The sequence below is a fragment of the Streptomyces sp. NPDC006450 genome, assembly GCF_040612195.1.
In the GTDB taxonomy this organism is placed as follows: domain Bacteria; phylum Actinomycetota; class Actinomycetes; order Streptomycetales; family Streptomycetaceae; genus Streptomyces.
Map to the genome: position 1 here is coordinate 1 of NZ_JBEXPT010000114.1, position 21,273 is coordinate 21,273.

The following is a 21,273-nucleotide window of genomic DNA, read 5'->3' on the forward strand; positions in this document are numbered from 1 at the left end:
GCCCGTCGGGGGGGGGGTGGGGGCGGGGCCGGCCGCGTCGTATCCCCGCTGCGCGGGGCCGGGGCCCGCTTCGTCCCCGGGCGGGGCGGGGCGGAGCGGTTGGCCAGGTGAGTGCCGGGGGCCTCGATCCCTCGGCGCGAGCGATGCGAGCAGCGTGTGTGAGGGGGCGTGAGGCGGCGTGAGGGGGTGATTGCCGCCCCGCGCGTGGGTAGGTGAACCTCCGTCTGCAGCCCGGGTCCTGGGGCCGGGACGGCCGGTGGGAGGCCGGTCCGTTCGTCCTCGGTTTCGGGCGGGATGGAATTCGGGACGATCAAGGACCAACGTCCTGCAACCAGGAATTTATGGGCCATTCGGCTGGAACCCCGCATCCCCGACCGACGTCCTGACCAGTGCGAGCTCACACGGCGGACGTGGATATGGGGAGTTGAGACAGCACATGGGGTTCATGACGCAGACGCGGATGCGGGGAACGAAGGCACGGATCGCCGTCGCCGGAGCGGTGGCGGCGGTGGCCGCGACCGCGTGGGGGGTGGCGGCCCTCGTCGACCAGGGGCACGACACCAACCACCAGAACATCAGCCGCCGGACCGACGACCCGGCGAAGGGAAGCGGCGACGGCCAGCCACAGGCGCCCGGTAAGCCGGGCGGGCAGGTCCCGGAGGGCATAGCCCACGCGTCGGAGAACGGCGGCAACGCGGTCAACATCACCATCGACGACGGACCCGACCCCCAGTGGACCCCCAAGGTGCTGGACGTACTGAAGAAGTACGACGTGAAGGCGGTCTTCTGCATGATCGGACCGCAGGCCAAGGAACACCCCGACCTGGTCAAGAAGGTCGCCGCCGGCGGCCACCGGCTCTGCGACCACACGATGGACCACAACACGGGCATGGACAAGAAGCCCTTCACCTACCAGCAGCAGCAGATCCTCGACGCGAAGAAGCAGATCGAGGACGCCGCGGGCGGCGGGGCCAAGGTGGAGTACTACCGGGCCCCCGGCGGCGCGTTCACCCCCGAGAGCCGGGCCCTGGCCGCGGCCAACGGCATGCGCCCGCTCGGCTGGAACGTCGACACCAAGGACTTCAGCAAGCCGGGCGTGGCCGCGATCGTGGGCACCGTCAAGGCAGAGATAGACAACGGCCCGACCGTCCTCTTCCACGACGGCGGCGGCGACCGCACCCAGAGCGTCCAAGCCCTCGACCAGGTCCTGGCCTGGCTGAAGGAGCAAGGCCGCCCCACCGGCTTCCCGGTGGTCACCGGCCCCAGCGCCTGAGCCGGAGAAGCCGCCTGACACGCCGTCCGGTGGCGAACGGGTGAGGGTCGGCGCCGCGGCGCCGCCCGGGGTGTTCCCTGGTCGCGCACGCAAGTCCGTACCGGCTGCCGCCCGCGCCCGTACGCCCGTACGCCCCACCAGGAGGTCCCCGTGTCCATCGCACCCGGGAAGCTGTCCGACCCCGTCGTCGGCGCCCTCGTCAGCGCGGTCAACGCGCACGACAAGAACGCCTTCCTCGCGCTCCTGACCGCCGACGCGACCATGTCCGACGACGGCACGGAGCGCGACCTCCACGAGTGGATCGACCGGGAGATCTTCGACTCCGGCGGTCACATGGACGTCCAGTCCGAGTCCGACGGCGGCCGCACCCTGACCGTCGGCTACCGCAACGACACCTGGGGCGAGATGCGCACCGCCTGGCGGTTCACCATCGCCCCCGGTGGAGGCCGCATCAGCCGCTTCGAGACCGGCCAGGCGTAGCGGCGTCCACCACCGCCCGGCCGGATCCCGTACGGGTGAAAGGGTGCCCGCCGTCGTTCCGGCCCGCCGGAGGGTCCCGTTGGTCCGGGCATGAACCGCACCCGCACCGCCGCCCTCGTCCTCGCCGCCGCCGCGGCGGCCCTAGCCCCGGCCCTCTCCGGCGGCGCGGCCACCGCCGCGGACGGCACGTACCTCCAGGACCCGAGCGGAGGCGAGAAGTCGATGAAGTCGATGTGGACCAAGGACGACATGCACAAGGTGGAGGCGCAGTTCCGCTTCCACCCCGGGATCCAGTACAAGACCATCACCCGCCCCGGCCCCAAGGGCGCCGAGGAGTACGAGCGCAAGGTCGGCGACCCCACCACCCTGGCCTGGCAGCCGGAGTACGAGTTCGCGTGGTCCGTGGCGGATTCGCAGGGGGTCAAGAAGCTGCTGACGACGAAGGACGGCAAGCAGGTGTTCGTCCTGCACGCCGTCCTGCGCGACGCCCGGCGCGCCGAGGTGGCGCAGGTGCGCCAGGAGCTCAAGAACCGGCCCGCGACGGGCCGTACGAAGATTCCGGGCGGCAAGCGCATCGCATGTGACACCGGGCAGTACACGGTGGAATGGTCGGTGACCCGCACCGGCTACGGCACCCTCAAGGGTTCCCTGCCGTGGGACTCCAGCTGCGAGCAGTACCGCACGGCCTTCACCCCGAAGAACCAGGGCGCGAGCTAGAACCTCCGGGAGTGGGCCGGTCGCCCCGCGCGCCTTGTGGGCGCTGCGGGCGACTGGGCCTCGGCCTTGGATCAAGGCCGTACCAGCCATGATGCCGCGCGGGATGGGGCGCGGCAGGGGGCGAAGGTCCCTTTCGGCAGGGGCCTTCGGGGGTACTTCGGGGGTAGTTCGGGGGTGCTTCGGGGGTAGTTCCACGTCGGCGCGGCCGCGCGTCAGCGGGCCTTCTTGGCCTCGTTCGCCTTGGAGGAGATCTCCTCCAGGACGACCTTGGGGTCGCCGCCGGGGTCCACGGCGCGGCCGATGTTGCGCTTGATGGTGTCGCTGATGACCACCCAGGACGGGTCGTTGACCGGGTAGAGCTGCGCACCGCGCAGGGCGTTCAGGAACTGCTGGTCGTTCTTGTCCATGCCCGAGGTGCCGGCCATCGTGCGGGAAGCCGAGACCGTGGACGGCAGCAGGTGGTAGCGGCCGGCGAAGTCCGACAGGTTCTTGTCCCGGTAGACGAACTCCAGGAACGTGCCGATCTCCTCCCGGTGGCCGTTCTGCTTGAAGGCCATCATCCAGTCGGCCACGCCCACGTTCGGCGGGACCTCCCCGGAGCCCAGCATGTCCGAGACGGGCATCGCGACGGCGCCGACCTTGATCCCCTGGGCGCGCGCCTCGTGGGCGAGCTGGGGGTAGCCGTTGAGCATGCCGACCTCGCCGCGCGCGAAGGCGGCGAAGGCGTCGGCGCGGTTGAGCTTGGACGGGGGAGTGGGACCGAGCAGCCCCGGGGCGACCAGGTGCTCCTTGATCCACTTGAAGGTCTGGATGTTCTGGTCGGAGGCCAGGCTGTAGTTGCCGCTGCTGTCGGCGTAGCCGCCGCCGTTGCTGAGCTCCCAGATCATCGCCTCGGCGTGCGCCTCCTCGGGGCCCAGGGGCATGGCGAACGGGGTCTTGACGCCCCCGGCCTTGAGCGCCGTCGCGGCGGCCTTCAGGTCCATCCAGGTCTTGGGCTGCCAGCCGTTCTTGGAGTCCTTCGGGATGACCCCGGCGTCGGTGAGCAGCTTCTCGTTGTAGAAGAGGAGGCGGCTGCTCGCCACGAAGGGCAGGCCGTACAGCGTGTTGCGGACGGAGCCGGCGTCGGCGAGGGGCTGCAGGAAGTTCGCCTCGGCGCTGACCGAGAGGAGTTCGGGCGCGGAATAGAGCTTGCCCTGCGCCGCGAAGTCCGAGTAACCGCCCATGAGGGCGATGTCCGGAGCGTTGCCGTCCTTGACCATGCGGGAGACTTCACGGTCGATGTCGGCCCACGGCAGGAGCTGGACCTGGACCTTGATGCCCGGGTTCGAGGCGGTGAAATCTGCCGTCACCTTGTCCCAGAAATCCTTGGAACTGGTGGCCGGAGTGTCACCGTATTCGGCGGCGACGAGGCGGAGGGTACCGCTGTCATCAGCGCTTCCGCCGGAGCTGCCGCAGCCCGCCAGCGGTATCAGCAGACCGAGCACGACCGTGGTGGCGGCCGCGCCGAAGATTCTTCGTCGCACGGGTGTATTCCCCTGGTTTTCTTTTGAGTCCTGTTATTACTTATGAGTTGCTCCGGGCTGTGCTGTCCCTCAGTGGCCCGTTGGCCGGAATTCTCTCCTGAGGGAGGGTGGTTGGTTTCATTGGGTCGGCACTTGTGTTCAATGCTCCAAGCGCGGCATTTCAGAATGGTGTTTTCCGATATGTGATCAGCAATTCGGACGCGCGTAGACAAGCCGAAAAGCCCGTTTCCGGCCATGGAGTGCGGCGGAACGGGCGTGAACGGACCGGAGGGGAAGCGGAGGGGGTGCGGCGGCGGAGCGGCGGGAACTCAGTCCGCGAAGTCGCCCGCGTACGGATCGGGCTCGCCCGTTTCGGGGTTGCGCCCCTCCTGCCAGCGGCGCTGGGCTTTGCGCCAGTGCACGAAGCTGAGGTGGCCGCCGTCCCAGAAGGTGATGCTCACCGGGCTCACGTCGAACTCGTCGGAGCACAGCAGGTAGAGGAACTCGGCCATGCCGTACGGGTACACCGCGAACGAGTCGGCGGTGTGCCGGCCGACCACCAGAACGGGCCAGCGGTCGGGGTCGGGGTCGGTCGTCAGCCAGCACAGGATGTCGGATCCGCCGGTGACGCCCCAGGCGAGGATCGACTCCGGGTCCACGTCGAAGGCGGCCCGGCCGCCCTGCGCCTCCCAGACCTGGCGGGCGTTGGCCGTCTCCTCCGCCATCTGCGCCGGGTCCCACTGGAGTCCGGGCTTGGGCAGCGGAAGCAGCACGCTCGCCTCGCCGTTGATGGATCCCGCGCCGAAGCGGCCCATGAAGGCGATGAAATCGGCGGGGAAGCGGCTGCCCCAGACGGCCTCGGCCGCCTGCCAGTCGATGTCCTCGTCGGCTCCGTGGGTCGCCGGCATGATCTGCTCCAGCGCTTTGATGCGCACGTTCTCGGTCATGCCGCTCCCCTGCCACCCCAGCTCAACCGCCCCAACCTACCGCCGGTGCAGGTCGGCGCCTAGCGCGTGGTGAGACGGACCCGGAGCGGGGAGCCGACGCGCAGGCCCCAGGCGGCCATGGCGCCTGCCTCCGCCTCCAGGACGTGGCGGGCGCGCAGCCGGGGGAGGCCCAGGCGGCCGGGGGCCATGGTGGTCAGCGCGATGACGGTCAGCCGGCGGTCGAGGTGGGCCACGTCGATGGCGAAGCGCATCCGGAAGGTGTGCACGCTGGAAGCCGGGGTCAGGAGCATGGCCCCTTCGATGCCGTCCCGCCCGAGCAGGCCGCGCGTGCGGGCCCGGTAGGAGGCGGCCACCTCCACGGCCACCTCCACAGGCGCCTCCACGGGCACCTCCGCAGGCCCCTCCAGGGGCTCCGCGCCCTCCAGCGGCCCCGCGTACCCCGCGGCCGTTCCCGTCCCCGCGCCCCGGTCTACGTAGAGCGTGGCCCTGCCGTCGCGCCACCGTTCCCTCTTCCCCATGCGGGCCACCCTAGGCCGCGCCCCGCGCCGCGGTCCGGGCTTCGGCGTCAAGGCGGCGCACCCGAGGGGGTCCCCCGGGGGAGGGAAGCCCGCGCGTTGGCCCGTACGGGCTCCGGCCGGGCCCCGCAAGGGCTCCGGGGCCGTTTCGGCTCTGCGGAGTGCTCCCGGCCGGTTCCGGAGCGTAATCGTGTCGCGGTGATGCACGCAGCAGGCTTTACGAAGGGTTATGGTGGAACCCCCCCCTCGGGCCGGTCCGTATCCCCCCCACGGACCGGCCCGTTTTTCGTCTCCGGGCAGCCTCGGGCAAAGGCGCAGGTCAGCCCCGCTGGGCCCAGATGTTGGCGCCGGGGGTGGATACCGCGAAGGAGTCGATCTCCTTCAGCTCCTGATCCGACAGCGGTGCGCCGGACAGGGAAGCCACATTTTCTTCGAGCTGCTTCACGCTCGACGCGCCGATCAGCGCCGAGGTCATCCGCTCGTCCCGCAGCACCCAGTTCAGCGCGAGCTGGGCCAGCGTCTGCCCGCGCCGCGCCGCGATCTCGTTCAGTCCGTTCAGCCGGCGCAGGACCTCGTCCGACAGCAGGTCCGGGTTGAGGGACTTGCCCTGGGTGGCCCGCGAGCCCTCCGGGATCCCCTTGAGGTACTTCCCGGTCAGCAGCCCCTGCGCGAGCGGCACGAAGGAGATGCAGCCCATGCCGGCCTCCTCCAGGGTGTCCAGCAGGCCGTCGTCCTCCGTCCAGCGGTTGATCATGGAGTACGAGGGCTGGTGGATGAGGGGGCGCACGCCCATCTCCCGCAGCAGCCGGGCCGCCTCGGCCGTCTGCTCCGCGGTGTACGAGGAGACGCCCACGTAGAGCGCCTTGCCCTGCTGGACCGCGGACGCCAGGGCGCCCATGGTCTCCTCCAGCGGGGTGTCCGGGTCGAAGCGGTGCGAGTAGAAGATGTCGACGTAGTCGACGCCCATCCGCTTCAGCGAGGCGTCCAGCGAACCGAGCAGGTACTTGCGGCTGCCCCACTCGCCGTACGGCCCCTCGTGCATGAGGTAGCCGGCCTTGGTGGAGAGGACCAGCTCCTCGCGGTGGGACGCGAAGTCCTGCGCGAAGATCTTCCCGAAGTTCAGCTCGGCCGACCCGGGGGGCGGGCCGTAGTTGTTCGCCAGGTCGAAGTGGGTGACGCCGAGGTCGAAGGCACGGCGCAGGATCGCCCGCTGGGAGCCCAGGGACTTGTCGTCGCCGAAGTTGTGCCAGAGGCCGAGGGAGATCGCGGGGAGCTTGAGGCCGCTGTGGCCGGTGCGCCGGTACTCCATGGAGTCGTAGCGCGAGGGCTCTGCCCGATAGGGATTGTTTTCAGTCACGTTGTCCTCCCTATCACGGACGTGTGACAGGACCGAGTTGGATGCCGGATCCCGTCGCGCAGTAATGTGGCGGTCTGTGGCGGACTTGGGGGGACCACCGCATTCCGCACGGGGGTATCGCTCGGAGGGGCTGGAAGATCGTGAAGCTGCGCGACCTGGTACGCCGTCCTGTGTACAGGCTCTACGCACGCCGGGTGGAAGGCCGCATCGACCATGACGAGACGCCCAAGCACATCGGTGTGATCCTGGACGGCAACCGGCGCTGGGCGAAGGCGTCCGGAGGCACGACGGTGCAGGGCCACCAGGCCGGCGCCGACAAGATCTCCGAGATGCTGGGCTGGTGCACCGAGACGGACGTCGAGGTCGTCACCCTGTGGATGCTCTCCACGGACAACCTGGACCGGCCCGAGGTCGAGCTCCGCCCGCTGCTCAACATCATCGAGAACACCGTCCGGGGCCTCGCCGCCGACGGCCGCTGGCGCGTCCACCACGTCGGCAACCTCGACATCCTGCCCGCCGGGACCCAGAGCGTCCTGAAGGAGGCCATGGAGGCCACCCGCGACGTCGACGGGATACTCGTCAACGTCGCCGTCGGCTACGGCGGCCGCCAGGAGATCGCCGACGCGGTCCGCTCGCTCCTGCTGGAGCACGCCTCGAAGGGCACCTCCTTCGAGGAGCTCGCCGAGATCCTCGACATCGAGCACATCGCGGAGCACCTCTACACGCGCGGCCAGCCCGACCCGGACCTGGTGATCCGCACCAGCGGGGAGCAGCGGCTGTCCGGATTCATGCTGTGGCAGAGCGCGCACTCCGAGTACTACTTCTGCGAAGTCTTCTGGCCCGCCTTCCGCAAGGTCGACTTCCTGCGCGCCCTGCGCGACTACGCCGCCCGCCACCGGCGCTACGGCAGCTGACTCCGCCCGGCAGGGCACCCGTACGGCACCTGACCTGCGGGTCTCTGACGTCCCCTCGGCACCTCACGGCGCGCCCGGACCCCTCCGTGGCGCGCCGTTCCCGTGGTCCCGTAGGCCCTTGCCGTCCCCCCGGACCCTCCGCGCGAGGCCTTCACCAGGGATTCACCGAGCGTCCGTCATATGCCATGGCATGGCTGGACCCAATCGGGGAATATCCCTTGCAGGTCGACGCCCGATCCACGGGTGTCGAGTCTCAGCGGACGGCATGGGGTCGTCCGCCCGGGAGGCCCTTTGCACCAGGACGCACGTGCGGTTCGCACGGACGGAGTGGAGGGCCGGAAGTCGGCCCGCGCAGGGGTGCCGATGACCGGTCCGGTCTTCATGGCCCGACCTCTTCCGAGGGGGTACGTCCTTCCGTGGTGACCAGCACAAAGAGCCGCCTGCCCGACAGGCGGACCTACGTCCTCGACACCAGCGTCCTGCTGGCAGACCCCAACGCGATCACCCGCTTCGAGGAGCACGAGGTAGTGCTCCCGATCGTGGTGATCACCGAGCTGGAGGCAAAGAGGCACCATCCCGAACTCGGCTACTTCGCCCGCCAGGCCCTGCGCCTGCTCGACGACTTCCGGGTTCGCTACGGACGCCTCGACGCACCCATCCCGCTGGGCGATCTGGGCGGCACCCTGCGCGTCGAGCTCAACCACTCCGATCAGAGCGTCCTGCCCGCCGGTTTCAGGCTGGGGGACAACGATTCGCGGATCCTCGCGGTCGCTCGCAACCTCCAGGCCGAGGGCTACGACGTCACGGTCGTCTCGAAGGACCTCCCCCTGCGCATCAAGGCCTCCTCCGTGGGGCTGATCGCCGAGGAGTACCGCGCGGAGCTCGCGATCACCGATGCCGGCTGGACCGGCATGACCGAGCTCGGACTGTCCGGGGAGCAGGTCGACCTCCTCTTCTCCGAGGAGCGGCTCTACGTACCGGAGGCCGCGGAACTTCCCGTGCACACCGGGCTGGTCCTCCAGTCCGAGCGCGGCAAGGCCCTCGGCCGGGTCACGGCCGACGGCAACGTGAAGCTCGTACGGGGCGACCGCGAGGCCTTCGGGCTGCACGGCCGCAGCGCCGAGCAGCGGATCGCTCTCGACCTCCTGCTCGACCCGGAGATCGGGATCATCTCGATGGGCGGCCGGGCCGGCACCGGAAAGTCGGCGCTGGCGCTGTGCGCGGGGCTGGAGGCCGTACTGGAGCGGAGGCAGCACCAGAAGGTGATGGTCTTCCGGCCTCTGTACGCGGTCGGCGGCCAGGACCTCGGCTACCTCCCCGGGGACGCCTCCGAGAAGATGAGCCCGTGGGCCCAGGCGGTGTTCGACACCCTCTCGGCGGTCGCCGGGCGCGCGGTCATCGAGGAGGTGCTGGGCCGCGGGATGCTGGAGGTCCTGCCGCTCACGCACATCCGCGGCCGCTCGCTGCACGACGCGTTCGTGATCGTGGACGAGGCGCAGTCCCTGGAGCGCAATGTCCTGCTGACCGTTCTGTCCCGTATCGGGGCCAATTCGCGGGTGGTTCTCACCCACGACGTGGCCCAGCGGGACAACCTGCGGGTCGGCCGGTACGACGGAGTCGTCGCCGTGGTCGAGAAGCTGAAGGGGCATCCGCTCTTCGCGCACGTCACGCTGACCCGTTCGGAGCGCTCCCCGATCGCCGCGCTGGTCACCGAAATGCTGGAGAACCTGTAGGGCCCGGCCGGGGCCCGAGCGGGCCGCAAAGCAGGTAAAACACCCATAGCGGGAAGGTGAGTTGGCGCCGTCCGGCAAAGGCCAGAGAGCCTAGCCGGGCGGCGCCTTCCTGCACAGGGGTTCGGCGAAACCAGCGACCCCATCCCAGGTGTGACCTTTCCCACGCAACGGAGAATTGCCCTGCGGCGTCGGGGTCCGGCAGAGTCTGTTTTCCGTCAGGCCCCGCATACGGCACACCTGTATCTCCCGTGAGATGCGCGCAGTACCGCTAACTCCACAATCGATCGCCGTATGCCGCCCGGAGCATCACGCGGCACTCCCGCAAGGGAGTTGCCCACGGGCCCGCGCCTCCAGTGACCGAACCACCACGGAGGCCAGTGTCGAGGGCACTATTGCGCCCGTGCGGTCACTGCGGACGCTGCTGGAAGGAAACCGTGTGAGCCGGATCTCGGTTCGGGGATTCGCTGTGGCTTCGGCCACCGCTGTCACCACCGTCGGCGCCGTCGTGGGTGTTGCCACTGGCGACCCCGCCTCGAACGATCTCGAGACGACCGCGTCCGGGATGACTCTCCTCACTGACATCCCGGTCAGCGAGCAGGCGCAGGTTCAGAACGCGTCCCTGACGCAGCAGGCCGACTCCATCGCCCACGCCGCCGACACCGACGCCAAGCGCTCGGCGGAGGAGGCTGCCCGCATCCAGGCCGCCCAGGACGCCAAGGCGAAGAAGGCCGAGGCGCAGAAGGCCGCGGACGACAAGGCGAAGAAGGAGCGTGAGGAGAAGGAGCAGGCTGCCAGCCGTTCCGCCTCCCGCGACGGATCCGATTTCGCACCCCAGGCCTCCTACACGGTCGCCCAGGTCAAGGCGATCGCCCAGCAGATGGTCCCGGCGGGGCAGTTCGCCTGCTTCTCCAAGATCATCAACCAGGAATCCACCTGGAACTACCGGGCCGTGAACAAGTCCTCGGGCGCCTACGGCCTCGTCCAGGCCCTGCCCGGTTCGAAGATGGCCTCGGCGGGCGCAGACTGGCGCACCAACCCCGCCACGCAGATCGAGTGGGGTCTGAACTACATGAACTCCCGCTACGGGAGCCCGTGCGGCGCCTGGAGCTTCCACCAGGCCAACAACTGGTACTAGGCCCACCCGGCCACGCACCGGTACGAGACCGCGCCCGCGCGCGCCTCAACCTCGAAGAGCCCCGCACCGTCCTACGGTGCGGGGCTCCTCGCGTGTACGGTCTTTCGAGGTGTGCCCCGGCATGCGGTCCAGGGCGGGGGAAGGGAACGACATGGCGAAGACAGGCTGGATCGGTGGGCTCGGCAGGAGGCTGAGCCGCGTGGAGGCCCGGCTCGCGGAGCGGCGCGCCGAGGTCGAGGCCGAGACCTCCGACGCCGGGCCCTCCCCGGCGCGGGCCTCCCCGTCCCCCACCGCCGTGTCCGCTCCGCCCTCGGGGTACTCGGGCGCCGAACACACCGGTTACGCCGGCGCCGTGCGACCCGACCCCGTTTCCGTCATCCCGTGGGGCATGCGCGTCGCCGCCGAGGCGAGCTGGCGGCTGCTGCTGCTCGCCGGGATGCTCTGGGTCCTGATGCGGGTGATCAGCGAAGTCCGCCTGGTCGTCCTCGCCTTCGCCGCCGCCCTCCTGGTCACCGCGCTGCTCCAGCCCTTCGTGGTCCGGCTGCGCCGGCTCGGCATGCCCCGCGGGCTGGCCACGGCCGTCACCGCGATCCTCGGGTTCGTGGTCATCGGGCTGGTCGGCTGGTTCGTGGTCTGGCAGGTCATGGACAACCTCGACCAGCTCTCCGCCCGGCTGCGCGAAGGCATCAACGAACTCAAACTCTGGGCACTGGACAGTCCGTTCCACGTGACCGAGAAGCAGATCAACGACATCGCGAAGAACCTCAGCGAGACCATCGGCACCAACACCGAGCAGATCACCTCCGCCGGCCTGCAGGGCGTCACCGTCCTCGTCGAGGTGCTGACGGGCATGCTCCTCGCGATGTTCTCCACGCTCTTCCTGCTCTACGACGGCAAGCGCATCTGGATCTGGACCACGAGCCTGCTCCCCGCCGCCGCCCGCCCCGGCGTCGCCGGCGCCGGTCCGCGCGCCTGGCGGACCCTGACCGCGTACGTGCGCGGCACGGTCCTGGTGGCCCTCATCGACGCCGTGTTCATCGGTCTCGGCCTCTACTTCCTCGACGTGACGATGGCCGTGCCGCTCGCCGTCTTCATCTTCCTGTTCGCCTTCATCCCGCTCGTCGGCGCGGTGATCTCCGGCGCCCTCGCCGTGGTCGTGGCCCTGGTGACCCAGGGGCCGTTCACCGCGGCGATGGTGCTGCTGGTGGTCCTGGCCGTGCAGCAGATCGAGGGCCACGTGCTCCAGCCCTTCATCCTGGGCCGGGCGGTACGGGTCCACCCGCTCGCGGTGGTGCTCTCGGTGGCGGCCGGCGGCATGGTCGCCGGCATCGGCGGAGCGGTGGTCGCCGTACCCCTGGTCGCCGTGACCAATACCGTGGTCGGATACCTGCGGGCCTACTCCCGCGAACAGCTCCATCACGGGCTCTCCCCGGTCGGCCCCGGGCCGCACGGTGCGACGGCCCTGGGACAGTCGGCATCCGAGGCGGAGGAGACACGTACGGGTGATAACGGAGCCTGAATTTGACGGCGGCTCGTCCGGTCCGCCGGGGTCGGACGACCTGGCGGGGCCGGAGGGACACGAGGGCCACGGCGGGTCCCCGCGGCCCGGCCGCCGCCCCTGGCGCTGGGCGCTCGGCGGCGCCCTGATCGCCTCCGTGCTGTGGGCGGGTGCCTGGTGGACCGTGACCCCGCAGGACGGGCGCCCGCCGCTGCGGTACGCACTGCCCCAGAGCCTGTGCGACGAGGCGAAGATGCCCGCGCTGGCCCGGCAGGGCGAGGTGCTCCAGTGGCAGCGCACCCCGAAACTGTTCGAACACCCGGGAGTGGACCAGGCGTACTGCCAGCTGAGTACCACGATGCAACCCTCGGACGGCCCCGGCCAACGGCTCTCGTACGAGGTCCAGGCCGCGATGACCCTGCACAAGCGCACCGATCCCGCCCCCGAGTTCGGCGCGGATCCCGCGCCCGTGGGCTGGCTCGGCGCGAGCCGCGCGGAACCCCGCTCGGTGCCGGGGCTCGGGGAGCGGGCGCTGATCTGGGAGGTGGAGTACGGGCAGTCGTGGCGGCTGGCCGTACTCGACGGGGGCACGGTGTTCACCGTGGACGTCACGGTGTGGGCGTTCGGCCCGGACGAGGTCGACGGCGACGGCAACCCGGTCTCCGGATCCGGGGTGAAGGATCCGCCGCAGCCCGATTCAGACGCGGTCCAGGCTGCGATGATCGACGACATGCACGGCCTGATGAAGGCGCTGCGCAGGTAGGCGCGACGGCCGCGGAGGCACGGGGGACGGGGGACACGGGGATGATCGGCGAGCCCGAGATCGACGGGGACTGGGACACGGCGCGCGGGGCGGAGGGGGCCGCGGAGGCCCTTCCCGGTGAGCGCGAGCGCGCACCGGGTGCGCGTACGCCATGGTGGTGGGCGCTGGGCGGAGTGGTGGCGGCTTCGGCGGTGTGGGCGGGTGCCCTGGCCGTGCAGGACCGCTTTCCGGACGTGCCGCGCCTCGACCACCGGCACTCGTCCGATGTGTGCAAGGAGTTCGAGCTCAAGACGGTCGGCCAGGCCGTCGGCCGGGAGTTCGAGGGACGCCAGAGCGGCGAGGGCGTGTTCCTCGCGCAGGACTGGTCGTACTGCACGGTGATCACGCCGTACCAGGAGGGGGCCGTCATGTACGGCGCCCAGCTGCTGGTCGAGCTGCACAAGAAGGACGACCCGGCGGCGGAGTTCGCGACCGGCCCCGGGACGGACCCGGCGACCAGGCTGGACATGGGCCAGCGCCGCGAGGTGCCGGGCCTCGGCGACCGGGCGGTACTCGACCGGTACCACGCGAACGACGGATCGCGGCTCATGGTGCTCGACGGAGGGGCGGTCTTCACCCTCACCGTGCAGCGGTTCCGCATCAGCGGCGCCGACGGCGCCAACGCGGCCGACGGCGACAGGAGCGGCGGCGTCGACGAGGACGCGATGGAGGCGGCGATGATCGAGGACATGCGGGCGCTGATGGCGAAGCTGGAGCGGTAGCCGGGGACGCGCGCAGGAGCCCCGCGACCGGAAGTCGCGGGGCCCCTGGGGTGCGTGCGGCGGGGTGCTACGCGCCGGCGAGGGCGGCCTCGGCATCGAGGGCGGCCTCGGCATCGAGGGTGACGGCGACGGCCTGGATCACCGAGGCGATCTTGAAGGCCTCCTGGATCGTCTCGCGGTCCACGCCGGCCTTGCGCAGGACCTGCTCGTGCGAGTCCAGGCACTGGCCGCAGCCGTTGATCGCGGAGACGGCGAGCGACCACAGCTCGAAGTCGACCTTCTCCACACCGGGGTTGCCGATGACGTTCATCCGCAGACCCGCGCGCAGGTTGCCGTACTCCGGGTCGGAGAGCAGGTGGCGGGTGCGGTAGAAGACGTTGTTCATCGCCATGATCGCGGCGGCCGACTTGGCGGCGGTGTACGCCTCCGGCGACAGGGCCGCCTCCGCCTCCGGCTCCAGCTCACGCAGGACGCGCGGGGAACGCGCGGCGATGGCGCAGGACAGGACCGTGCCCCAGAGCTGCTGCTGCGTCAGCGCGTCCTGGTTGCCGATGACCGAACCGAGGTTCAGCTTCAGGTCCTTGGCGAAGTCCGGCAGGGCGGACTTGAGGGAGTCGAGGGACATCGCTCACTCACCGGCCAGCAGCGCGCCGGCGTCGAGGGTTCCCTCACCCTTGTTCCAGTTGCAGGGGCACAGCTCGTCGGTCTGCAGGGCGTCGAGCACCCGCAGGACCTCCTTGGGGTTCCGGCCGACGGAACCGGCGGTGACCATGGAGAACTGGATCTCGTTGTTCGGGTCCACGATGAAGACGGCACGCATCGGGAGACCGTCCGAGCCGAGGATGCCCAGGTCGGCGCAGAGTTCGCGCTTGATGTCGGACATCATCGGGAAGGGCAGGTCACGCAGGTCGGCGTGGTCCTTGCGCCAGGCGTGGTGGACGTACTCGGAGTCGAGCGAGAAGCCGAGGATCTGGGCGTCACGATCGGCGAACTCGTCGTTCAGCTTGCCGAAGGCCGCGATCTCGGTCGGGCACACGAAGGTGAAGTCGAGCGGCCAGGAGAACATGATCTTCCACTTGCCCTCGTAGGTCTTGTGGTCGATCTGCGCGAACTCGGCTCCGGCATCGAGGGAGACACAAGCGGTCAGGTCGTAGGTGGGGAACTGGTCGCCGACAGTGAGCACGCGCTCTCCTTGCGGAAAGGAAAGTGACCCTTTTGGGGGCTTTCCGGGGGGTTGGACGTATCTCACATGCTGACACAGCGGCATTGATTGCAGAAATAGCTACTCTAGTGACCTGTGATCGGAGGAACCTATCAATGGCCGTGGGCAACAGGGCAGCGAAACAGCCGACGCTCGCGCAGCTGCGGGCCTTCGTCGTCGTCGCCGAGCAGCTGCACTTCCGGGATGCGGCCGCCGCGATAGGGATGAGCCAGCCCGCGCTCTCCGGGGCCGTGTCCGCGCTGGAGGAGGCGCTCGGGGTCCGGCTGCTGGAGCGGACCACACGCAAGGTGCTGCTCACGCCCGCCGGCGAGCGGATCGCGGGCCGCGCGCGGACCGTGCTCGACGCGATGGGCGGGCTCCTGGAGGAGGCCGAGGCGGTACGGGCCCCCTTCACCGGGGCGCTGAGGTTCGGGGTGATCCCCACCGTGGCCCCGTACCTGCTGCCGACCGTGCTCGGGCTCTTCCACCGGCGCTACCCGCGGCTCGATCTCCAGGTGCACGAGGAGCAGACGGCCTCGCTGCTGGAGGGGCTGGCCGGCGGGCGGCTCGACCTGCTGCTGCTCGCCGTACCGCTCGGGGTGCAGGGGGTCACCGAACTGCCGCTCTTCGACGAGGACTTCGTCCTGCTCGCGCCGCGCGATCACCCGCTCGCCGGCCGCAAGGACATCCCGCGCGAGGAACTGCGCGGACTGCGGCTGCTCCTCCTCGACGAGGGGCACTGCCTGCGCGACCAGGCCCTCGACATCTGCCACGACGCCGGACGCACCACCGGGGCCGACGTCACCACGACCGCCGCCGGGCTGTCCACGCTCGTGCAACTGGTCGCCGGGGGACTCGGCGTCACGCTGCTGCCGCGCACCGCGCTGCGCCTGGAGACCGCCCGCAACGAGCAGCTGGCCACCGGGTACTTCGCCGAGCCGGCGCCCTCCCGGCGGATCGCGCTGGCCATGCGGACGGGAACGGCCCGCGAGGAGGAGTTCCGCGCCGTCGCCGACGCGCTGCGCGAAGCCGTACGCCCGCTCCCCGTCTGGCTGACGGACTGAGGAGCGGGCGCGGGGGAGTCGCTACGGCGGCTACTCCGTGCGCAGCCCGTCCGGGCGCATCAGGCGCACCAGCGGCGGCAGGCTGAGCAGGGTCACGAGGACGGCCACCCCTGCGCCGATGCCGATCGTCGACAGGACCGCCGTCCAGTTGATCCGGATCGTGGCGCTCGCCATCTGCATCAGCACCGTGCCGAGCGCGAGTCCGACCGCCGTGGCCAGGGCCAGGCCCAGGCCGATCGGGAGGGCGGTCTGCCACAGCACGGAGAGGCTGAGCGTGGAGCGCTTGGTGCCGAAGGCGACCAGCGAAGACAGCAGTTGCCGGCGTTCGCGCAGCTGCTCCAGCTGTGAGACCAGCAGGCTGGCGCCGATCAGCATCAGCACGAGGGCGGAGCCCACGAACAGGCCGGTCCGGATCGAGGAGTAGCGGTCGTTGACCTCGGTGGCCTGGACCGTCATGGGGACGGACAGCGGGTCGGCCTTGAAGACGGCGTTGCGGGCGAGCTCCACCGCGTCGGGCACCTTCGGGTCCAGCTTCACGTACACCCGGGAGGACTGGTAGTCGCCCACGCCCTTCGGGGCCGCGGCCGGGGTGACCAGCAGTCCGGTCAGCATGTCGCCCATGGGGCCCTTGCGGGCCTGCACGGTGCGGGCGTCGGCGGGCACGGTCCAGGCGACCGGCTTCGTGCCGTCGTCCCCGCTCTCCCTGAAGATGTTGCCGGCGAACAGCTTCTCGCCCGGCTCGGCCCAGTCGCCGGTCATGCCGCCCGGGGTGGGGGCGCCGGTGATGACGAAGGCGTCGCCGTCCTTGCAGGAGGGCAGCTCCGCGTACTCCTTGAGGGCGGCGCAGGTGCCGGTGGTCACCGAGATCGCCGTGTCCGTGTAGGACATGTCGGGGCTGCGCCCGGCATTGGTCGATGACTCCGCGACGACCTGGGTGATGCCCTTGGTCCCGGCCAGGGCCTGGGCGACGGCCTCACCACCGCCACGGGTGCGCTGCATGACGGAGATCGAGGCCCGGGAGGGGTCGTGGCCGGTCTCGCGGGTGTACGAGTCCTCGGTGGAGGCGAAGAGCATCTGCAGGGCGATGGCTCCGGCGACGGCGACGGCGATGCCGTTGACCAGCCGGGCGGAGCTGCCGCTGGTGAGCTGGAGCCGACGGGCGGCGAGCTGCCAGGAGACCGGGCCCGCGCCGCCGATCCGGCCGACGACCCGTTCCAGCACCCAGGGGAGCAGGACCGTGATGCCGACGAGGAGCAGGACCACGCCGCCCGAGACCTGCCACTGGTTGAACTGCCCGCTGTCGTTGCCCTTGCCGATCAGCGGGGCCAGCAGGCCGAGTCCGGCAAGGGGGAGCAGCAGCCGCCACCAGATCCGGCGCTTGCCCGGGGTCGTCGTGCGGACCACGCCGAGCGGCTCGATGACCACGCCGCGCAGGGCGAACAGGGTCACGGCGACGGCCGCGGCCGGTACGGCCAGTGCGATGAGCACGGCCAGCCAGGGCGTCGGGTTGAGGTCGGAGGGGAAGACGCTGCGCTGGTAGAGGTCCATGGCCGGGGCCAGCTGCCGGGCGGCCAGGAAGAAGCCGGTGCCCAGGGCCAGGCCGATCAGCGATCCCGCGGCGGCCTCGCCGGCGGCGATCCGGCGGACCATCCGGCCGTCGGCGCCGACCAGGCGCAGTGCGGCGAGCCTGCGGTCGCGGCGGTCGCCGCCGAAGCGGACGGCGGCGCCGATGAACACGGCGACCGGCATCAGCAGGGCGACGAAGGTGAGCACCACGAGGAGCGTGAGGACCGGGTCGAGGGGTTCCTTCTCGAGGGTGTTCTCGAAGGCGGTGACCCGCTGTACGTAGTTCGGCGCCTCCTTCCGGAGCTCGGTGAGCCGGTCGCTGCCCGCGTAGAAGTAGAGGTCGCCGGGGCCCACCAGGCCCGCGTCGCCGATGGTCGAGACGATCTTCCCGTCGAGGCGGTCGCGCAGCAGCTTGCCCTCGCGGGTCTTCATCAGCCTGTCGAGCGCGGGGGAGACGACCAGTTCGCCGGGGCCGGGGAACGTGCTCACGCCCGGGGGCAACGGGGCGTCCGGCCCCTCGGGCTGCACGAGCCGTCCGTCGACCCCGTAGGCGCGGTACGACTGGTTCACATCGGTGATCAGCAGCGTGTCCGGGCCGGGCCGCTCGGCGGTGGGCGAGGTGAACGTCTGGCGGGCGTCGGCGCGCGCGTCGCGGGCGGCCAGGGCGCTGGGAACCGCGCTGGTCACGAGGAGCAGGGCGACGCCGAGGCCGACGCCCAGACCGGTGAGGAGGGTGCGGGTCCAGCCCTGACGGCCGCCGCCGAAGGCGAAGCGGACACCGAGGCCGAGGTCGCGGAGCCAGACGGCGAGGGCGCCCTGTTCGCCGGGGCCGGCGGGGCTGCCGGGTCCGCCGGGTCCGCCGGGGGTGCTGTGTGTGCTGTGGTTCCCGTGACTCATACCGCGCGCTCCATGTCGCGGGACTTGCCGTCGCGTACGACGATCTCGCGGTCGGAGTACGCGGCCACGCGGGTCTCGTGCGTGACGAGGACGACGGCGGCGTTCGTGGACCGGGCGGCCTCGGTGAGCAGCTGCATGACGAGCTCGCCGTTGAGGGAGTCGAGGGCGCCCGTGGGCTCGTCGGCGAAGATCAGCCGGGGGCTGGTGACGAGGGCGCGGGCGACGGCCACGCGCTGGCCCTGGCCGCCGGACACCTCGCCGGGGCGCTTGCGGCCGAGGTCGTCGACCTGGAGGCGCTCCATCCATTCCAGGGCGGTGCGTTCGGCCTGCTTGCGCTTCACGCCGGTGAGGCGGAGCGGCAGGGCGACGTTCTCGACGCAGGTGAGCTCGGGGACGAGCTGGCCGAACTGGAACACGAAGCCGAACTCGCCGCGGCGCAGGGCGCTGCGCTCGCCGTCGTTCATGGCGGAGAGCTCGCGTCCGGCGTAGGTGATGGTCCCGGAGTCGGGGGTGACGATGCCGGCGAGGCAGTGCAGCAGGGTCGATTTGCCGGAGCCGGAAGGTCCCATGATCGCGACGACCTCGCCCGCGTGGATGGAGAACTCGGCTCCGTCCAGGGCGTGGGTGGTGCCGTAGGTCTTGCGGAGGTCCGTGGCGCTGAGCAGTGTGCCGGCCGGGGTCATCGCTGTATCTCCTGGGCGAGCTGGTCGAGGCGGGCGGCGGTGAGTTCGAGCCACCGCAGGTCCGCTTCGAGGTGGAACAGGGCGTGGTCGCAGACCAGCTGGTCGGCGAGGTCCCCCTTGCGCTTGCGCTGCGTGAGGATGCGCATCAGGCGCAGGTGCTCGGCGCGCTGGGTGTCCAGGAGCTCCTGGGCGCTGCGGCCGGTGAGGAGGGCGAGGACGACCTTGGTGTAGAGGGTCGACTGGAGGTACGGCTCGGGCTTCTCCGGCTGGGCGAGCCAGTCCTCGACGTCGGTGATCCCGGCGTCGGTGATCGCGTACCGCTTGCGCTCGGGGCCGCCGCCGCTCTCCACCCCGTCGACCTCGACCAGGCCGTTCTTCAGCAGCCGGGACATGGTCGAGTAGACCTGCCCGTAGGCGAGGGGCCGGTCGTGGCCGAATCTCTCGTCGAAGGTCCGCTTGAGGTCGTAGCCGTGCCGGGGGCCGGCCTCCAGGAGGCCGAGGAGTGCGTGACTGATGGACATGCGGACGACTATACACGCGGTGTATACGCTCGATGTATAGAGGTGGAGGGAGGTCGCCGGAGCCCGGGATGTCTGCCATTCGGAGGAACCTGACCACGCGGGACACGGCCCCGGGCCCGGCCCGTGACGTTGCTGGCATCTTGAAGGTTCATGCGAGCACCCACCGGCAACGTCGCCGCACTCCCACCGCAGCAGACGGGCACCGAGGTACGGACGGCGCCGAAGCCGTCCGCGCACGGCCGCCCCGCATCCGACTGGTGGATCTGGGCCATGGCGGGGGCCCTGTTCTTCGCCTACATGACCCTGTCGCTGCGGATCCACGAGCGCCTGTACTCCCGCAGCTTCGATCTGGGGATCTTCGTACAGGTCGTGCGTTCCTACGCGTCCGGGGACCTGCCGGTCTCCGAGGTCAAGGGGCCGGACTTCCCGATCCTCGGAGACCACTTCTCGCCCGTCCTGGCGCTGCTGGCACCCCTGTACTGGCTGTGGCCGTCGGTGAAGGTGCTGCTCGTGGCGCAGGCCGCGCTGGTCGCCGGGAGCGTGCTGCCGCTGGCCTTCTGGGCCCGCCGGACGCTGGGCTCCGCGGCCGCCGTGGTCATCGGCACCTGCTACGGCCTCGCGTGGGGCATCGCGAGCGGGGTCTCCTCCGACTTCCACGAATGGGCCTTCGCCCTCCCGCTGCTCACGCTCTCCCTGACGGCCCTCGGCAGCGGCCGGCTGCGCGCCGCCGCCTCCTGGGCGTTGCCGCTCCTGCTCGTGAAGGAGGACCTCGGTCTCACCGTGGCCGCCATCGGCCTGCTCATCGCCTGGCGGGGCGGGCCGGGCGGCCGCAGGACGGGGCTCCTCACGGCCGCGGCCGGCGTGGCCGGGAGCGCGCTCGCCCTGCTGGTGCTGAGCTCCTTCCACCCGGGCGGGTTCGACGGCTACTTCCTCTCCCACAACCCCGGAGGCAGCGCGGCCGACGGGGCGGGGAAGGGGTCGGGAGGCGGCGCCGTGGAACTGCTCCACCAGTTCACGCTCGGTCTCATCACCCCGCAGGAGAAGGTCACCACCCTCATCCTCGCCCTGGCGCCCACGCTGTTCCTGGCCCTGCGCTCCCCACTCGTGCTGGTCGCCCTGCCGTCCGTGATGTGGCGTCTCGCCTCGAGCTACCCCGACCACTGGGGCACCGGCTACCACTACTCGCTGCTGATCATGCCGGTCCTCTTCGTGGCGTTCGTCGACGCCCTGCGGCTACGGGGTGCGCGCGGGCGCAGCCTGTACCGCTACCTGGCGGGCTCCGCGGCGGTCACCTTGATGCTGCTGCCGCACTTCCCGCTGTGGCAGCTGGTCCAGCCGGCGACCTGGAAGCACGATCCCCATGCCGTGGCGGCCCACCGCGTGATGGACCGGATCCCGGACGGTGCCACGGTCCAGGCGTCGACGTACCTGGTGCCCCACCTCGCCGACCGCACCAGCGTCAGTCTCTTCGGCTGGGGGGACAGCCGGCCGAATCCCGAGTGGATCGTCGTCGACACCACGGTCGCGCCGCAGCGGCGGTGGCCGCAGTCGGCGCTCCAGGAATCCATCGCCCTCGACCAGGCCCGGAGCCAGGGGTACCGGATCGCGGCCCAGCTGGACGGCTTCGTCCTGCTGAACCGCCGGTCCTGACGCGCGGGCGTACGGTTCTCCGGGGCCGGGGCCGGGGCCGGGGCCGGGGCCGGGGCCGGGGCCGGGGCCGGGCCCGGGGCCGGGGCCTGAGCCCGG

20 protein-coding genes are annotated in these 21,273 nt (G+C 70.9%); 11 read left to right on the forward strand and 9 right to left on the reverse strand.

Annotated elements, in window-relative coordinates:
* The first annotated feature begins 445 nt into the window (after positions 1–445).
* The 3 genes from ABZY57_RS26295 (at position 446) to ABZY57_RS26305 (ending at position 2,470) form a co-directional block, all read left to right on the forward strand.
* Positions 446–1,273, forward strand: coding sequence for a polysaccharide deacetylase family protein (locus tag ABZY57_RS26295; protein ID WP_356515925.1), 828 nt, complete (start codon positions 446–448; stop codon positions 1,271–1,273).
* A 150-nt stretch (positions 1,274–1,423) separates the two neighbouring features.
* Positions 1,424–1,753 (forward strand): nuclear transport factor 2 family protein, encoded by a 330-nt coding sequence (locus ABZY57_RS26300; protein WP_356515927.1) that lies wholly within the window; start codon positions 1,424–1,426, stop codon positions 1,751–1,753.
* 90 nt (positions 1,754–1,843) lie between these two features.
* Positions 1,844–2,470 carry a hypothetical protein gene (locus tag ABZY57_RS26305; protein WP_356515929.1) on the forward strand — a complete coding sequence of 209 codons (627 nt, stop codon included), beginning with the start codon at positions 1,844–1,846 and terminating at the stop codon, positions 2,468–2,470.
* A gap of 212 nt (positions 2,471–2,682) precedes the next feature.
* Here the strand turns inward: ABZY57_RS26305 and ABZY57_RS26310 are convergent, their stop codons facing one another.
* From ABZY57_RS26310 to mgrA, 4 genes are all read right to left on the reverse strand, one after another.
* Entirely contained in the window at positions 2,683–3,993 is a 1,311-nt protein-coding gene (locus ABZY57_RS26310) for an extracellular solute-binding protein (protein WP_356515931.1), read from the reverse strand.
* A gap of 308 nt (positions 3,994–4,301) precedes the next feature.
* Complete coding sequence (locus tag ABZY57_RS26315; RefSeq protein WP_356515933.1) at positions 4,302–4,919, reverse strand: SMI1/KNR4 family protein; 618 nt, start codon at positions 4,917–4,919, stop codon at positions 4,302–4,304.
* 59 nt (positions 4,920–4,978) lie between these two features.
* A complete protein-coding gene (locus ABZY57_RS26320; RefSeq protein ID WP_356515935.1) occupies positions 4,979–5,437 on the reverse strand; it encodes a DUF192 domain-containing protein in 459 nt (152 codons plus the stop codon).
* A gap of 316 nt (positions 5,438–5,753) precedes the next feature.
* Positions 5,754–6,791, reverse strand: a complete 1,038-nt coding sequence (gene mgrA, locus ABZY57_RS26325; RefSeq protein WP_356515937.1) for an L-glyceraldehyde 3-phosphate reductase — start codon at positions 6,789–6,791, stop codon at positions 5,754–5,756.
* Positions 6,792–6,931: 140 nt separating this feature from the next.
* Here mgrA and ABZY57_RS26330 point away from each other — a divergent pair, with 140 nt between their 5' ends.
* The 6 genes from ABZY57_RS26330 (at position 6,932) to ABZY57_RS26355 (ending at position 13,595) form a co-directional block, all read left to right on the forward strand.
* Positions 6,932–7,705 (forward strand): isoprenyl transferase, encoded by a 774-nt coding sequence (locus ABZY57_RS26330; RefSeq protein WP_327254716.1) that lies wholly within the window; start codon positions 6,932–6,934, stop codon positions 7,703–7,705.
* A 416-nt stretch (positions 7,706–8,121) separates the two neighbouring features.
* Entirely contained in the window at positions 8,122–9,438 is a 1,317-nt protein-coding gene (locus ABZY57_RS26335; protein WP_356515940.1) for a PhoH family protein, read from the forward strand.
* 436 nt (positions 9,439–9,874) lie between these two features.
* Positions 9,875–10,573 (forward strand): transglycosylase SLT domain-containing protein, encoded by a 699-nt coding sequence (locus tag ABZY57_RS26340; RefSeq protein ID WP_356515942.1) that lies wholly within the window; start codon positions 9,875–9,877, stop codon positions 10,571–10,573.
* A gap of 151 nt (positions 10,574–10,724) precedes the next feature.
* Positions 10,725–12,092 (forward strand): AI-2E family transporter, encoded by a 1,368-nt coding sequence (locus ABZY57_RS26345; RefSeq protein WP_356515943.1) that lies wholly within the window; start codon positions 10,725–10,727, stop codon positions 12,090–12,092.
* Positions 12,076–12,834 (forward strand): hypothetical protein, encoded by a 759-nt coding sequence (locus ABZY57_RS26350; protein ID WP_356515945.1) that lies wholly within the window; start codon positions 12,076–12,078, stop codon positions 12,832–12,834. Before ABZY57_RS26345 ends, ABZY57_RS26350 begins: the two co-directional genes overlap by 17 nt.
* A gap of 41 nt (positions 12,835–12,875) precedes the next feature.
* Positions 12,876–13,595, forward strand: a complete 720-nt coding sequence (locus ABZY57_RS26355; protein ID WP_356515947.1) for a hypothetical protein — start codon at positions 12,876–12,878, stop codon at positions 13,593–13,595.
* 67 nt (positions 13,596–13,662) lie between these two features.
* Here the strand turns inward: ABZY57_RS26355 and ABZY57_RS26360 are convergent, their stop codons facing one another.
* Both ABZY57_RS26360 and ABZY57_RS26365 read right to left on the reverse strand, forming a co-directional pair.
* On the reverse strand, positions 13,663–14,220 hold the full coding sequence (locus ABZY57_RS26360) for an alkyl hydroperoxide reductase (RefSeq protein ID WP_356515949.1): 558 nt from the start codon (positions 14,218–14,220) through the stop codon (positions 13,663–13,665).
* 3 nt (positions 14,221–14,223) lie between these two features.
* Positions 14,224–14,778, reverse strand: coding sequence for a peroxiredoxin (locus ABZY57_RS26365; RefSeq protein WP_356515951.1), 555 nt, complete (start codon positions 14,776–14,778; stop codon positions 14,224–14,226).
* A gap of 134 nt (positions 14,779–14,912) precedes the next feature.
* Between ABZY57_RS26365 and ABZY57_RS26370 the strand changes: the two genes are divergently transcribed.
* A complete protein-coding gene (locus ABZY57_RS26370; RefSeq protein WP_356515953.1) occupies positions 14,913–15,860 on the forward strand; it encodes a hydrogen peroxide-inducible genes activator in 948 nt (315 codons plus the stop codon).
* A 30-nt stretch (positions 15,861–15,890) separates the two neighbouring features.
* Here ABZY57_RS26370 and ABZY57_RS26375 read toward each other — a convergent pair whose 3' ends face one another.
* The 3 genes from ABZY57_RS26375 to ABZY57_RS26385 are packed head-to-tail and all read right to left on the reverse strand — an operon-like array spanning position 15,891 to position 19,527.
* Positions 15,891–18,323: an FtsX-like permease family protein gene (locus ABZY57_RS26375; protein WP_356515955.1), complete on the reverse strand. Its 2,433-nt coding sequence runs from the start codon at positions 18,321–18,323 to the stop codon at positions 15,891–15,893.
* Entirely contained in the window at positions 18,320–19,006 is a 687-nt protein-coding gene (locus ABZY57_RS26380) for an ABC transporter ATP-binding protein (protein WP_356515957.1), read from the reverse strand. Before ABZY57_RS26380 ends, ABZY57_RS26375 begins: the two co-directional genes overlap by 4 nt.
* Positions 19,003–19,527: a PadR family transcriptional regulator gene (locus ABZY57_RS26385; protein WP_356515959.1), complete on the reverse strand. Its 525-nt coding sequence runs from the start codon at positions 19,525–19,527 to the stop codon at positions 19,003–19,005. The genes ABZY57_RS26380 and ABZY57_RS26385 overlap by 4 nt, the downstream gene beginning before the upstream one ends.
* Before the next feature lie 150 nt (positions 19,528–19,677).
* On the opposite strand from ABZY57_RS26385, the gene ABZY57_RS26390 reads away from it, so the two are divergent.
* Positions 19,678–21,177, forward strand: a complete 1,500-nt coding sequence (locus tag ABZY57_RS26390; protein ID WP_356515961.1) for a DUF2079 domain-containing protein — start codon at positions 19,678–19,680, stop codon at positions 21,175–21,177.
* Positions 21,178–21,273 lie beyond the last annotated feature (96 nt).

What these genes read in the sequence shown, in the direction of transcription:
- ABZY57_RS26295 (WP_356515925.1), top strand. Translation starts at nt 446, where the DNA reads ATGACGCAGACGCGGATGCGGGGAACGAAGGCACGGATCGCCGTCGCC.
- ABZY57_RS26305 (WP_356515929.1), top strand. Translation starts at nt 1,844, where the DNA reads ATGAACCGCACCCGCACCGCCGCCCTCGTCCTCGCCGCCGCCGCGGCG.
- ABZY57_RS26315 (WP_356515933.1), bottom strand. Translation starts at nt 4,919, where the DNA reads ATGACCGAGAACGTGCGCATCAAAGCGCTGGAGCAGATCATGCCGGCG.
- ABZY57_RS26320 (WP_356515935.1), bottom strand. Translation starts at nt 5,437, where the DNA reads ATGGGGAAGAGGGAACGGTGGCGCGACGGCAGGGCCACGCTCTACGTA.
- ABZY57_RS26345 (WP_356515943.1), top strand. Translation starts at nt 10,725, where the DNA reads ATGGCGAAGACAGGCTGGATCGGTGGGCTCGGCAGGAGGCTGAGCCGC.
- ABZY57_RS26355 (WP_356515947.1), top strand. Translation starts at nt 12,876, where the DNA reads ATGATCGGCGAGCCCGAGATCGACGGGGACTGGGACACGGCGCGCGGG.
- ABZY57_RS26360 (WP_356515949.1), bottom strand. Translation starts at nt 14,220, where the DNA reads ATGTCCCTCGACTCCCTCAAGTCCGCCCTGCCGGACTTCGCCAAGGAC.
- ABZY57_RS26370 (WP_356515953.1), top strand. Translation starts at nt 14,913, where the DNA reads ATGGCCGTGGGCAACAGGGCAGCGAAACAGCCGACGCTCGCGCAGCTG.
- ABZY57_RS26375 (WP_356515955.1), bottom strand. Translation starts at nt 18,323, where the DNA reads ATGAGTCACGGGAACCACAGCACACACAGCACCCCCGGCGGACCCGGC.
- ABZY57_RS26380 (WP_356515957.1), bottom strand. Translation starts at nt 19,006, where the DNA reads ATGACCCCGGCCGGCACACTGCTCAGCGCCACGGACCTCCGCAAGACC.
- ABZY57_RS26385 (WP_356515959.1), bottom strand. Translation starts at nt 19,527, where the DNA reads ATGTCCATCAGTCACGCACTCCTCGGCCTCCTGGAGGCCGGCCCCCGG.
- ABZY57_RS26390 (WP_356515961.1), top strand. Translation starts at nt 19,678, where the DNA reads ATGCGAGCACCCACCGGCAACGTCGCCGCACTCCCACCGCAGCAGACG.